Genomic DNA, 14,204 nt, shown 5'->3' with positions numbered 1-14,204 from the left:
TGCGGGGCTTTTTACATTCTGTTGTAAAAGATCGTTGAGTACACGAACGAATTCCTTGTTTGATCGCCTATTCCTGCTCACTATTATTGAGATCAAACACTAAGATCCGCTGCCGGTCAGCTGATATGACCCTGGCGGACCCGCCGACCTGATTCTGGACGGCGTATGCATGACGGAGAGAAGAAATGAAATTTGTTGATGAAGCAACGATCCTTGTCGTTGCCGGCGATGGCGGGAATGGCTGTATCAGCTTCCGCCGCGAAAAATATATCCCTAAAGGCGGCCCAGATGGTGGCGACGGCGGTGATGGTGGTGATGTCTGGCTAGTCGCGGATGAAAACCTAAATACCTTAATTGATTACCGTTTCGAAAAAGCTTTTCGAGCGGAACGTGGCCAAAACGGCCAAAGTCGTGACTGTACGGGTAAACGCGGTAAAGACGTGACAGTAAAGGTCCCGATGGGAACCCGCGTGATCGACCAAGGTACAGGCGAGACACTTGGGGATATGACCACGCATGGCCAAACATTGATGGTCGCAAAAGGCGGCTGGCATGGTCTTGGAAACACTCGCTTTAAATCTTCCGTTAACCGAACGCCACGTCAGAAAACGAATGGTACACCCGGTGAAGAACGTGATCTTCAGCTGGAGTTAATGCTCCTGGCTGATGTTGGCATGTTAGGGTTACCTAATGCCGGTAAATCCACGTTTATCCGTGCAGTGTCGGCGGCTAAGCCTAAAGTTGCAGACTATCCTTTCACCACCTTAGTACCGAGTTTAGGTGTGGTACGCATGGATAACGAGCAGAGCTTTGTGGTCGCCGATATACCAGGCTTGATCGAAGGTGCTGCAGATGGTGCTGGTCTCGGGATCCGCTTCCTGAAACACCTTGAGCGTTGTCGTGTCCTACTTCACCTTATCGACCTTGCACCGATCGATGAAAGTAACCCCGTAGATAATGCTCGCATTATTCTTGGCGAACTTGAAAAGTACAGTGATAAACTTTATCAAAAACCGCGTTGGTTAGTCTTCAATAAAGTAGATTTACTCGATCCTGAAGAAGCTGCTGAACGAGCAAAACAGATCGCTGACGATCTGGGATGGGAAGGTGAGTACTATCTGATCTCCGCAGCGAGCCAGCAAGGTGTTAAAGATCTCTGTTGGGATGTGATGAAGTTTATTAATTCTCAGCCAAAAGAAGAAGCCAAGGCAGAGAAAGCGGCAGAAAAAGTCGAATTTATGTGGGACGACTATCACCGTGAAACCCTCGAACAGCATGCCGTCGAAGAAGAAGATGACGAAGACTGGGATGACTGGGACGATGAAGATGAAGAAGGCGTTGAAATTATCTATCAACGTTGATGAAAAAACGGGGCAACCAAGTGTTGCCCCGTTTTATGTTATCCCAGCACGGTAACGGTTAGTCGAGCGCTACAACAGAGTTTACCCCGTAGGTTTTTGATCTCTATTTGCCAAACTTGTATCTGACCGCCGAGATGTAGAGGCTGACATATCGCAATGACCTTACCGCTCGCCACGGCACGATGATGGCTAGCGTTCACTTCGATACCGACCACATTTTGTTCCTCGCGACAGGTCATCCAACCAGCCATCGATCCCATCGACTCAGCCAGCACCACACTGGCTCCGCCATGCAGTAGGCCAAAAGGTTGACAAGTTCGGCTGTCTACTGGCATTTCCGCTTCGAGATGCGTTGGATGAATCGCGGTGAATACAATACCGAGATGCTCAATCAGACAGTTTTTCCCCATCTGATTTAGGGACTCGACATCGGTCGTTTTTTTCCAAATTGTCTGCATGAGCTATGCGCCTAAGGTTGCGCCACCGTCAATGACGATATCCTGCAACACGATATGGCTCGCCAGATCCGAGGCAAGGAATAGGATCGCATTAGTAATTTCGCGAGGTTTAGCGATCTTTTTCAAAGGGATCCCTAATTTAAACTGGTCAGGGAATCCATTAATCATTTCTTGTTCGGCTTCAGGGGTATGCCATAAGCTTCGTTGCATCGCGGTATCTGTCGATCCGGGAGAAACGATATTACAGCGCACACCGTAAGGAGCCATCTCTAATCCAACTGTCTGACAAAGACTACGTAGGGCTGCTTTTGATGCGCCGTACGCAGACATACCGAGACGTGGGGCATGGGCGGAATTGGAGGCGACGCTGACGATAGAACCAAACCTTTGCTTACGGAATAGGGGGAGCGTTTGTGAAAAGAGGTTAAAGGCACCACCCGCGTTGACGTTTAAACAAGCTTGCCAATCCTCAAAGCTTAAGGCATCGGTAGTGCCAATACGCAGGATACCAGCGGCATTGACTAACACATCTAGACGTGGCTGCAGCGCTAATTGGGCTTGGCAGACTTCAGTAACCTGCTGCGGATTTGCCACATCCATCACTAGGCAGCTAAAAGGATAGTGATCGCCGGGAAACTGTTTATCAAAGCCGATAACCACAGCACCTGCCTGATGAAAAGCACAGGCTGCATCGTAACCGATACCTTGGCCTGCACCGGTAACCCAGACATATTTATCGTGAAAATCCATATTCATAATCAGTTAGTTGTCCCCTGATAGTAGTGACCACCAAGCATCGAAAGTGGGGGTTTTCGCTAGGGTGACAAAGTCCATGCCGGGGATAGCCTGACGCCAGCGCGAAGCCAGCGCCATCATTCGTACTGAGTCAAGTCCATAATCGATGAGGTTTTCATCATCTTCAGGAATATCATCATCTTCAAGTAGCGGTAGGATCGCATCACGTAAGGCTTGTTTAGAGGCTGGCAGTAATAATAGATCCTCTGTCATGACCACTTTGCCACTGCGACCGGCGGTATAGGTCAGCGCCATGAGATGCTCTTCTCGACTAAAATCGGCTAAGGCATCGGCGACCATGAAGGGTTTAATATCACGCATAAAAGCATCGGTTGCCGTGGTCATGCAGCCAATATGTGCATAAACACCGGTGATAATTAATTGATCCCGTCCCATCGTCTTGAGTTGTTGCTCAAGATCAGATCGCTGAAAAGCGCTGTAACGCCACTTGGTTAAGACGATATCCTGTTCATCAGGGGCTAAAGCTGCAGTCACTTTTTGTTGCTCTGGATGGCGGTTTAAACCCGGTCCCCACATATCATTCAGTAGTGCACGGTCTGCATCACTTTGCTCATTCGGTTGAGCGGTATAGAACACCGGGATGCCCAATGCTTTACATTGTTGGCGTAATGCCGCGATATGCGCCACAACAGTCTCGACAAATTCACTCTTTTCTCCCCAAAAATTGAGAAAATAGTTTTGCATATCGTGAATCAATAAAGCTGCCCGTTGTGGCTCAAAGGTCCAATTCACTTTGTTATTCGGTAACTCATCGGCTGTAGGTAATGCATAGGCCGTTAATTTAGGGATACTCATTACAACTCCAAAGTCGATACCCTATAAATAGGGTGAATTAAGCATTTTTCTTATTATCTTCAGAAAGTTGCTGACGCAATAATTTTTTATCCACTTTCCCAACGGGAGTTAGGGGCAGGGCGTCAGTGAATACAAATCGATCTGGTAATTTGAATTCGGCTATCCCTTGGTCACGTAAATGACGGCGCAGTTGTACGGCTTTCACTGCTTGTTTTGCGACAATATAGGCACAGCTTTTTTCACCTAATAACTCATCACTCATCGATACTAGTGCGGCGTGGATAATGTCTGGGTGTCGTTGTAAAAGATTTTCAATCTCTTCGGCTGCAATCTTCTCACCTCCACGATTGATCTGATCTTTTTCACGTCCTTGAACGGTAATGTAGCCGCGTTCGTCAATTGAAATCAGATCACCCGAGCAATAAAATCCCTGTTGGTCGAAGCAAGCAGCATTATGCTCAGGGCTATTGTAATAACCGCGGAAAGTATAAGGGCCTCGCGTCATTAAACGACCTGTAGTATTGACTGGCAGTGGATGGCCTTCTTCATCGGCAACCCATACTTCATCATCGGGAGAAATCGGGCAACCTTGGGTGGTAAGGATGGTCTGCAGATCATCATCGAGCCGTGTATAGTTCACCAAGCCCTCCGCCATACCAAAGACTTGTTGTAATTGGCAGCCGATTTCTGCGGGGATACGAGCCGCCAAACTTTCGCTTAACTTCGCGCCACCCACTTGCAGTAAACGGAGCGAACTGAGCTGGTGCGCACAGTTCCACTCTTGCATCGATTGCAACCATAGGCTGACCGCGGGGGGAACTAGGGCCGTGACATTGATGAGATGGTTAGCAATTAAGCTAAAGCACGTAGTAGGGCTCGGGTCGGGGGCTAAGACGCTAAGTCCGCCACTGTATAAAACCCCTAAAATACCGGGTGAACTCATGGGATAGTTATGGGCAATCGGTAGCGCGCATAAATAACGAGTATTCTCGGTGAATCGGCAAATATCGACACTGCCGATGATACTGTAATAGTAGTCGTTGTGCGTGCGAGGAATAAGCTTTGGTGTCCCTGTACTGCCTCCCGACAGTTGGAAAAAAGCGACCTTATCGGCAGCACTTGGCGTCGGTGCAAACTCCTCGGTTTTCTGAGTATAGAGCGATAATAATCCACTCTCGTTTTCTAAGGGATTATGCCAGAGTTGATGTTGGAGCTCAGGATAGTGCGCACTCAGTTCGTCGACGAAGCGATTATCGGTAAATACCGGATGTTGTCGGTCAGCAATCAATAACTGCGGCTTAATCTGTGCAGCATAGGCATTTAATTCACTGCGCTGATGGCTGAAGAGGGCGTTGACAGGTGCGACACCTAATTTTAGCAGGGCGAAAAAGACAATATAAAATTCGCAACCATTACCCAGCTGGACTAATGCCGTATCACCGGGCATAACGCCGCGTTTTTGCAGTTGTGCAGCCAGTTGGTCACTGTATAGCGCCAATTGTCGATAGCTGAGCGTTTGCACGGGATCGATGATTGCCGGTCGATCGCTGTCACGGTGGCGATCACTAATTTCAGTCAGAGGTTTATCTAACCAATAGCCTTTTTCACGATAACGTGCCGCCAGCTCTGCGGGCCAAGGCGTAAAAGAAATGCTCATGAATGATTACCTAAAATTAATGTAAACCAAAAGCTTTTAGCATGGTACTGAGTTTGGTACCGGTCTCCTGCCACTCCGAAAGCGGGTCCGAAGCGGGGACAATTCCTGCCCCGGCAAACAGGGTGACCTGTTGTTGGCTTAGTTGAGCACAACGAATCGTCACCACCCACTCCCCATTCCCTTTGTCATCGCACCAGCCAACCATGCCACCGAATAATTCTCTGGGGAAAGGCTCTAACTGTTGAATAAGACGACAAGCAAGTTGATGCGGGTAACCACTTAGCGCAGGGGTGGGATGGAGTAATCCCGCCAGTGCTAAGGCATTTTCTTCAGCGTTATTAATTGTCCCTTGAACGGTGGTCGCAAGGTGCCAAAGTTGTGATGTCGTGACCAGTTCGGGTGACTGCGGGACTTGCAAATGATCGGCGACGGGGCCTAATACTTTAGCCATCGCATCAATCACTAATTGGTGTTCATGACGATCTTTGGTCGATGCCAGTAAACACTGGCCTACACGATGATCTTCATCACTGTCTGCCTGACGTTTTGCCGAACCGGCTAAGGGACGAGAGCTAAATTGGTTCTTCTGCTTGCGCAGGAGGAGTTCAGGGCTTGCTCCCAGCAGTACCTCGTTATTCGTAAGGGGCACATGGAAATGATAATTATCCGGGTTTTGCGCCATGATACGGCTCATCAGCGTTGTGCTATTGATGCTGTCTTGGGTCGTCAGTTTAAGCAGTCTTGAGAGGACGACTTTATCTAACTCACCACGGTTCATCGCCGCAATGGCATCATTAACCATCGCCATAAATTGCGGTTTATCAGGATGAGGCTGCTGACTGATAATTGGCGTCAATGGCATCTGCTGATAAGGCATTAATTCTGTGGCCAGCTGGTTGCGATCGGTACGGATGACTTGTTGGGGGATAAACAGTGCTGTCTGCTGATGTGAATCAAAAGGTATCGCCCCAACGACTAGTGGGTCTTTGATCCCTACTGCGCGAGCAAGACGAAATTGCTCACGGAGTGTTTGCTGGAAAGCATCTTGGCTTCCTTCGCTATCAAGCAGAGGTTGAGTGATACGTTTAAAGCAGCCATCAGTAAGCAGGCTAGTTTCTGGAGAGGTAAACAGAAAACGTTCGTTTAATGCGCTCTGTTGTTGAATTTTACGGTGTAGAATATTTTCAACGGCAGTGATTTCGACCATAATAGCACCATTAAATGATAAGATAATTAATAATGATTATCATTTGAATTTTGGCGGTAAGCTACGCTTAACTCCCTTACCTGTCAACTGATGAAGCCAGCTTAAGGTTAACTTCTCATGTCGACCTTACGATTACGCACTAGATGCTCATATAGGAAAGCCATTATGATCCGAAGCTCAAGACTGCTAAATATTCTCTTAGTCAGTGTGTTATTACCTTTAGCAGGGCTGAGTCAAGCAGCGGGGTGGCCAAGGCAAGTGGTTACTGATAATGGAACGATTACCCTAAAAAGCGCGCCAAAAAGAATCGTGTCAACCAGCGTCACGCTCACCGGGTCGCTACTCGCGATTGATGCGCCAGTCATTGCCAGTGGAGCCGGTGTTCCCAATAGCCGTTTTACGGATAGCCAAGGATTTTTTAGCCAATGGGGCGCAGTGGCTAAGCAAAAGCATGTCCAACGATTATATATTGGTGAAGCCAATGCTGAGATGGTTGCGGCACAAGCCCCCGATTTAATTGTTGTCAGTGCCACCGGGCATGACAGTGCTCTACGGCTGGTCAATCAACTCTCGAGTATTGCGCCAGTTATTGTTGTCAATTACGACGATAAGAGTTGGCAACAGGTTGTCACTCTCTTAGGTCAAGCAACAGGGCATGAAGACCAAGCACAAACCATTATTTATCAGTTCGATCAGCGTGTTACAGCATTAAAACCGGCGCTTAAATTACCGCCTCAGCCTGTTTCTGCTTTTGTCTGGAATGGCGGAGGGAAAGAAGTGAATCTCTGGACGGCTGACTCTGCTCAAGGAAAACTGCTTCAACAGCTTGGCTTTACGTTAGCGCCAACTCCTACTCAACTTGCGACCAGCCATAGTATGGGCCAGCGCAAAGACATTATTCAGCTTTCAGGTGAAAAAATGAGTGAGGGACTGAGTGGTAAGAGCTGGTTAATGTTTGTGGCGGATGAGGATACGGTTAACCAAGTTAATAGCGATCGTTTTTTACAACAGACGCCGGCTGTCAAGCAGGGACATGTCTACCCGCTGGGTAATGACAATTTCCGTTTAGATTACTACAGCGCGACGCATACCTTGGCAATATTAGAAAAACGCTTTGTGCATTAAGGTGAAAAAGGCTCAATTTTCTGCGTGGCCTAATTCGTTTGGCCTGTTCCCCGTGCTGCTGATCGTATTACTCGGATTAGTGATGGTGAGTTTACTGACGGGAGCAAAAACGATTTCCCTATCAGAAAGCTGGACAAGCCTCTCACCGTGGCATACTTGCCACAATGAGAATTGCGATATCATTCGATTTTCACGGCTTCCCCGTACGCTGGCTGGCTTAGCGGCAGGCTGTGCGCTTGGCCTGGCGGGCGCGCTGATGCAATCCCTCACTCGTAATCCTCTCGCCGATCCTGGCCTATTGGGGGTTAACTCGGGGGCCAGTTTTGTCACCGTGATAGGGTTAAGTTTCTGGGGAACCCTTTCCTTTTGGCAGAGTTTTTCCCTGGCATTCTTAGGGGCGCTTCTGGCGGCAATAATCGTGGCGGTTACCGGTGCAGGACGAGGAGGAAGGTTGAATCCAATCCGTCTGACGTTAGCGGGTGTTTCGTTGGCAGCGATTTTAGAAGGGCTCACCAGTGGAGTTTCTCTGTTAAATCCAGATATTTACGACCATTTGCGCTTCTGGCAGACCGGGTCTTTAGATGTGCGTCAACTGACGATCTTTACACTGCTTGGCCCATTGATAGCAGCGGCTACCCTCATTACCTTGGGGCTGAGCCGTTCATTAAATGCGATCAGTATGGGCGAAGATCTGGCTCGAACCCTAGGGACACGAGTCGGGCTTGTGCAATTGCTTGGATTACTGCTTATTGCATTATTATCTGCTTCCGCCACCGCCCTGACAGGCCCTATCGCTTTTATTGGTCTCGTTGCCCCCCATCTTGCGCGTGGGGTATTGGGTAGCGACCATCGTTATTTTTTACCTGGAACGGTACTGATTACTCCGGCAGTCTTGCTACTTGCGGATATTATTGGCCGTAGCATTGCGCCGGGAGAGATTAGAGTATCGATTATTACTGCTCTGATTGGTGCGCCCATATTAATTATTCTCGTTCGTCATCGGATAGGGCGTGGTATGTAATGAAGACACGTCCACTGATTGTTTTTTGCTTTTTATTGATCGCCGTCAGTACTGTGATGGCTTGTGCACTGTGTCGTGGTGCGATCCCCCTATCTCTACAAGAATTGTGGCAAGTCTTAGGGGGAAAAGGACCGGAAGGCTTGCGATTAGTCGTGGTCGAGTGGCGATTACCGCGCGTGCTGATCGCGCTAATGTGTGGCGCGTCGCTAGGGATAAGTGGTGCTATTTTTCAGTCTATTTTGCGCAATCCACTCGGCAGCCCTGATGTGCTGGGCCTCAATGCAGGCGCCTTTTCTGGGGTCTTAGCGATAATGCTACTGTGGCCCAGTAACCTTTTTGCGATGGCCTTGGCATCTTTGATTAGCGCTGCGCTGACCGGGGTAATCATTTATCTCTTGGCGTGGCGTCAAGGTATTACACCTTATCGATTAATCCTGATAGGTATCGGCATTCGCGCACTATTAATGTCTTTTAACGGCTGGGTTATGACGTCAACCTCCTTAAGTACCGCGATGAGCGCCGGATTATGGAGTGCTGGGTCGTTGAATGGTGTAAATTGGCAAAGTGTATCGATGGTTTTTCCCGCAGTGGTGATCGCATTGCTTGGCGTCGCAAGTTTAGCGAAACGGATGGGACTGTTGGAAATGGGCGACGACTTGGCGTGTGCGCTGGGTATCCGAACTGAGCGAACACGTTTAGGACTTCTACTATTAGCAATATTACTGACCGCCGTACCGACAGCCGTTATCGGCCCAGTCTCCTTTGTTGCACTGGTTGCGCCACAAATTGCGCGGCGCCTGGCTCATAGTCCCTCAGGCGTTTTATGGAATACGGCATTATGTGGCAGTCTATTATTGTTGGCCGCCGATTATCTGGCGCAACACGCTTTCCTTCCCTATCAACTGCCTGTTGGCGTGATTACTGTCAGTGTAGGCGGCATCTATCTGCTGTCACTTTTGGTTAGAGAGGCCAGACGTTCATGAATTCATCTCCTTCCCGTCTTGCAGCCAAAGACCTCACACTGGCTTACGACAATAAAACCGTGGCAGAGCAACTGTCAGTGACTATTCCTGATGGGGAATTTACGGTGATCATCGGTCCGAATGCCTGTGGTAAGTCGACGCTTTTAAAGGCGCTAAGCCGGGTGATTAAACCGGTAGCAGGCCAAGTTATCCTCGATGGGCAGGCAATCCACCAATTACCGGCGAAAGAGGTGGCACGACAACTCGGTTTACTTCCACAAAATAGCCACACCCCGGCAGGGATCACAGTCGCTGACTTAGTCGGACGAGGACGTTATCCTCATCAATCACTGTTCGGAGGTTGGCGTGCTGAGGATAGTCAAGCTGTGGCCCAAGCGATGGCTGCGACCAATATCGAACATCTGGCTGATCGTCCGGTCGAGCAGCTCTCCGGCGGACAACGGCAGCGTGTCTGGATTGCAATGGTACTGGCGCAACAAACCCCCCTGTTACTCCTAGATGAACCCACCACTTGGTTAGATATCACTCATCAAATTGAGCTAATGGAACTGTTGCGTGAGCTTAATCAATGCTATGGCCGTACCCTAGTAGTGGTACTGCATGAACTGAACCAAGCGTGCCGCTATGCCAGCCATCTTATCGCGATGCGTGCCGGTGAGATCATTGCTGAAGGGAAACCCAGTGAGATCATTACCGCAGAGTTGATTGAAAAGGTTTATGGATTGAAAGCGGTGATCATCGCTGACCCTATTGCAGGGTCGCCGATGATCGTGCCGGTGGGAAAGTGAGGAGGCCTAAGCCTCCTCAAAGGTTAGCCGAGTAGACGCATTAAACGACGGTTGATTTCAGGTCCAATGGTTTCAAACATCGGTGCTGAAATAATCTCCACATGCGCACAGTCGAGGGGAACAATCTCCAAAGCTTGAATAAAGGGTGCCCACGCTTGCTGTGCGCTTAAGGCGGGTTGTTGTGTTTTTAGCGCAGAAAAGAGCGTTGCTTGTCCCCGGGTTTTACGACTACGTGCGGTGGTCAATAAACGCACGGAGTGGCCGTAATTCGCTTCAACCTGATCAAAAAGATGGGACAGTTCTTCGCCTGCTTGTTGGCGTTGACTTTGAACAAATTGCTCGCGCTCACGGTTAACTTCTTCGATCACTTGCACATCCAAGACATTCTTTCCCTGCTTCTCATCCCAATTCTGGGTTTCAGGCGGCCAAGTATCAAGCAAGCCTAAGAACGCCACTTCTTCACCTCGTGCTTCGAGCCGCGAGGCGATACCTTGAGCTAAGGTACCTCCAAGCGAGTAGCCGATAAAGTAATAGGGCCCCGTGGGTTGGTCTGCCAAAAGCGTTTCAAGATGCCGTTCACACACATCGTCAATATGTTGGGCATCGCCCAGAGCGCCTTGCTCATCAGGTGATTGTATACCAATAATCGACCAGGTCGGGTCGAGATAGCGTTGTAATACGCTAAATTGCCAGGCGAATCCAGAGGCCGGATGGAAGCAATAGAGGCGAGGCCCCTGTGTCTGGCGCAGTGGTAGCAGCGTCTGTAAACCGCTATTCACTTGTTCGAGGCTCTGTTGAATAATCTGCGCGAGTTTTTCGACGGTGGCATTGACCATGACGTGGCCAACAGTCAGTGGGTAATTTGTCTGCTTGCGGATTTGCGCGGCTAAGCGCATCGCTAAGAGTGAGTGTCCCCCCAACGCGAAGAAGTCTTGGTTCGCCGCGACATGGGGTAACTGCAATAGATCAGCAAAGAGGGCGGCTAATTGAATCTCTAACTGACCTTGAGGCTCACGAGTATTATTGTGGTCATCAAGTTGTGGGACCGGCAAGGCTTTTCGGTCTAACTTACCGTTACTACTGAGGGGAAATGCGTCCACTGGGATGATAATGACGGGCACCATATGGGCCGGTAATCGTTCGGCCAATTGCTGTCGGATGAGATCAGTCTCTTGTGGCCTTTCTACAATGATATAGCTAACCAATTGTCGGTCATCAGCCAGTCCCGACAATTGTTGGTTCAAACTCACGGCGACAGATGCCGCTTGCTTAATTCCGGGTAACGAAAGCAGGACTGCATCGATTTCAGAGAGTTCTATGCGTTGCCCACGGATCTTGAGTTGATCATCGTTTCGTCCCAAGTATTCAATTTCACCTTTGGCGAGCCGGCGCGCCACATCACCGCTACGATATAAGCGTTGCGTAGTATCCCAAGGCGCTGGGATAAAACGCTCGGCGGTAAGCTCTGGACGACCTAAATATCCCTCTGCCAGTTGTACGCCACCCAGCCACAGTTCGCCCGCGATACCATAGGCGACGGGTTTGAGCTGGCTATCGAGAATATGGAGTTGGGTATTCCAGACTGGCCAGCCGATCGGGACGCTATGGCCTTCTACCGCGGCGAGTTCTGGGCCGAATGCGGGGAACCAGCTGACATCAACGGCGGCCTCAGTGGGGCCATATAAATTGTGGCAAGGGATAGTGACGTCCTGTTCCCATTGGCGTGCAAGGGCGGTAGGGAGTGCTTCGCCGCTACAAAAGACTAAGCGTAACCGTTGTTGTAAAGTTGCGATGGTCGTTTCAGTGAGGCTCTCTAAGAACGCGGCTAACATTGACGGTACAAAGTGGGTAACGCTCACTTGTTGATCGACCATTACTTGCTGTAACCATTCAGGATCGCGATGACATTCGGGGGGAGCCATAAACAGTTTTGCCCCGGTCATCAACGGCCAGAAGAATTCCCATACTGAGACATCGAAGCTACTCGGGGTTTTCTGAATGACAACATCTTGTTGGTGAAGCGGATAATGGTTCTGCATCCATTTCAAGCGATTGACAATAGCCTGATGGCCGACCAGAACGCCTTTTGGTCTTCCAGTCGAACCCGAGGTGTAAATCAAGTATGCCCCTTGTGTCGATAAGGGCAGGGGTGCAGAAAGTGACGGGACGTTGGTGAATAGTGATTGATAATAATAGTGTGGCGTTTCACTGATCTGTGTAAACCTTTCGCTTAACGCCTGTTCCGTGATCACCAGACGAGGCGTCGAATCTTCAAGCATAATAGCTAAGCGGTCATCAGGATAGCCGGTATCCAGCGGCAGCCAGATAGCGCCCAGTCGTACAATCGCTTGGAGGGCCAGTGACAGGTATATTGAACGAGGTAGCGCGACGGCTACGATATCGCCAGCTTCTACACCCTGCTGTTGGAGTGTGGCCGCTAAGGCTATAACCTGCTGTTGCATCTGCGCATACGAAAGCGCAGCCTGCGTATCGGCGAGCGCTATATTTTCCGGGGTGAGTCGGCATTGTTCTGCGACCATCGACCATAAGGTATCGTCTTTCAGTTCCACCTCTGTAGCGTTGATAGCCGTGAGCTGATGCTGTTCTTGCTCACTAAGAAGATTGAGTTCACATAGCGGTAAATCTGGCTGAGCGGTTAATTGCTCGATAATCAGCGGTAAGCGTTGAATATGAGTCAACAGCGCTTGTTCATCGTAACGCGTTTTGTTGGCTGAGAACTCTAAGGTTAAGGCACCTTGAGTATCCAGTATTAACGCTATTTCAATATCTCGAACTGGCCCTGAGGCAAGATGAGTGGTGTGGACTTCTTGTCCTTCAAACACCAATTGATAGTCGAAAAGTTTGACGTTTAATACCGGGCCGAATAGCGGTGCACTATCCCCCGTCATCCCTAAGTCACGACTGATTTGTTCCGCATCGTAGCGCTGATGACGTCGATTCTTCTTAATCTCCTTGCTGAGCAGACTGGCAAACTCTGTGAACCTATACGTGGGTTGATACCCAACGCTCATGGGTAAGACATTAATGACAGGGCCTACTGCGCTGAGTGCTGCCGATCCCATCCGGCGCATAAAAATAAAGCCAGCGCTAAATGGCTGCTGACCAGTGAGATGCGCGAGCCAAGTATTCACCAGCGTAACGGCACCCTCGACAGGCGTGAGGCCAGTTTCAGCGAGGTGTTGGGTCAGCGGTGCAAGCTGCTGGCTAGAAAAATGTATTGCGTGGCGGATTACCTGTGGACTGGCGATTTCTCCGTTAAGCGGGGCTTGCGCAAGACTCAAGGGATCAGGCAGTTGCGAGACTTTTTCTTGCCAATAGCGCTTATCTTTTTGGTAAGTCGCGCTATGTTGATAGGCAAGATACTCTTCAACCACTTCATCAAACGAAGTAAAAGGCGTAGCAGCTAACGGCTGCTGTTGGCATAGATGCGCATAGATTTCGCTGATCCGTTTGGTGAGGGCAATAAAGCTAAAGCCATCGACCATCAGGTGGTGATAACGTTGATACCACACCCATTGTTCATTACTGATACGCATCAGAACTTGCCTAACTGCAGCGCCATTATCGGTAATACGTAAAGGGCTCTGTAGATCAGTCTCCATCAAGGCATGAGCGGTAGCGAGAGCCTGAGGATCTTCACGTAGGTCAATACATTCAATCGTAAAAGTGGTATCAGGATCTGCATATTGGTAAGCTTCTCCCTCACACTCTTTAAACCGGAAATTGACGGTGTCAGCTTCTGCCAAACCTTGCTGAATAGCATGTTGCATCATCTCAAGGTTAAGGCTTCCCGGTAGAGTAATCGAGTGGGCTACCGCAAAGGCATTATGAAACGGGGAGAGCTGATCGGCAATCCAGATCCCCGGTTGTGCCGCCACCAGCGGTAATCGACGGGTCTTAAATCGAGATGAGGGTGCGGTACGCTCAGCGTTGAGAGGTTGTTGTTCTACGCTATCATCGATATTTATCATA

General features: G+C 49.5%; 11 protein-coding genes. 5 read left to right on the top strand and 6 right to left on the bottom strand.

Annotated elements, in window-relative coordinates:
• Nucleotides 1-185 precede the first annotated feature (185 nt).
• Nucleotides 186-1,361, top strand: coding sequence for an Obg family GTPase CgtA (gene cgtA / locus HH682_RS09310; RefSeq protein ID WP_214237298.1), 1,176 nt, complete (start codon nt 186-188; stop codon nt 1,359-1,361).
• Between the two features lie 38 nt (nt 1,362-1,399).
• On the opposite strand, the gene HH682_RS09305 is transcribed toward cgtA, so the two are convergent.
• The 5 genes from HH682_RS09305 to HH682_RS09285 are packed head-to-tail and all read right to left on the bottom strand — an operon-like array spanning nt 1,400 to nt 6,294.
• A complete protein-coding gene (locus tag HH682_RS09305; RefSeq protein ID WP_214237297.1) occupies nt 1,400-1,819 on the bottom strand; it encodes a hotdog fold thioesterase in 420 nt (139 codons plus the stop codon).
• Between the two features lie 3 nt (nt 1,820-1,822).
• Nucleotides 1,823-2,569 carry a 2,3-dihydro-2,3-dihydroxybenzoate dehydrogenase gene (gene dhbA, locus HH682_RS09300; RefSeq protein ID WP_420826201.1) on the bottom strand — a complete coding sequence of 249 codons (747 nt, stop codon included), beginning with the start codon at nt 2,567-2,569 and terminating at the stop codon, nt 1,823-1,825.
• Between the two features lie 12 nt (nt 2,570-2,581).
• Complete coding sequence (locus HH682_RS09295) at nt 2,582-3,430, bottom strand: isochorismatase family protein (RefSeq protein ID WP_214237296.1); 849 nt, start codon at nt 3,428-3,430, stop codon at nt 2,582-2,584.
• A gap of 37 nt (nt 3,431-3,467) precedes the next feature.
• Entirely contained in the window at nt 3,468-5,087 is a 1,620-nt protein-coding gene (locus tag HH682_RS09290) for a (2,3-dihydroxybenzoyl)adenylate synthase (RefSeq protein ID WP_214237295.1), read from the bottom strand.
• A 16-nt stretch (nt 5,088-5,103) separates the two neighbouring features.
• Nucleotides 5,104-6,294, bottom strand: a complete 1,191-nt coding sequence (locus HH682_RS09285; RefSeq protein ID WP_214237294.1) for an isochorismate synthase — start codon at nt 6,292-6,294, stop codon at nt 5,104-5,106.
• Between the two features lie 165 nt (nt 6,295-6,459).
• On the opposite strand from HH682_RS09285, the gene fepB reads away from it, so the two are divergent.
• From fepB to HH682_RS09265, 4 genes are read left to right on the top strand one after another with little or no spacing between them, the layout of a single operon-like run.
• A complete protein-coding gene (gene fepB / locus HH682_RS09280; RefSeq protein WP_214237293.1) occupies nt 6,460-7,419 on the top strand; it encodes a Fe2+-enterobactin ABC transporter substrate-binding protein in 960 nt (319 codons plus the stop codon).
• Nucleotide 7,420: 1 nt separating this feature from the next.
• A complete protein-coding gene (locus HH682_RS09275) occupies nt 7,421-8,440 on the top strand; it encodes an iron chelate uptake ABC transporter family permease subunit (RefSeq protein ID WP_338049330.1) in 1,020 nt (339 codons plus the stop codon).
• A complete protein-coding gene (locus HH682_RS09270) occupies nt 8,440-9,423 on the top strand; it encodes a FecCD family ABC transporter permease (RefSeq protein ID WP_214237292.1) in 984 nt (327 codons plus the stop codon). The genes HH682_RS09275 and HH682_RS09270 overlap by 1 nt, the downstream gene beginning before the upstream one ends.
• Nucleotides 9,420-10,211 carry an ABC transporter ATP-binding protein gene (locus tag HH682_RS09265; protein WP_214237291.1) on the top strand — a complete coding sequence of 264 codons (792 nt, stop codon included), beginning with the start codon at nt 9,420-9,422 and terminating at the stop codon, nt 10,209-10,211. Before HH682_RS09270 ends, HH682_RS09265 begins: the two co-directional genes overlap by 4 nt.
• 23 nt (nt 10,212-10,234) lie before the next feature.
• Here the strand turns inward: HH682_RS09265 and HH682_RS09260 are convergent, their stop codons facing one another.
• Nucleotides 10,235-14,203, bottom strand: coding sequence for a non-ribosomal peptide synthetase (locus HH682_RS09260; protein ID WP_214237290.1), 3,969 nt, complete (start codon nt 14,201-14,203; stop codon nt 10,235-10,237).
• Nucleotide 14,204: the final 1 nt, after the last annotated feature.

Source organism: Rosenbergiella gaditana, from assembly GCF_018494065.1.
Lineage (GTDB): Bacteria > Pseudomonadota > Gammaproteobacteria > Enterobacterales > Enterobacteriaceae > Rosenbergiella > Rosenbergiella gaditana.
Note: the sequence above shows the minus strand (reverse complement) of the source record. Positions and strands in the feature narration are given on the sequence as shown.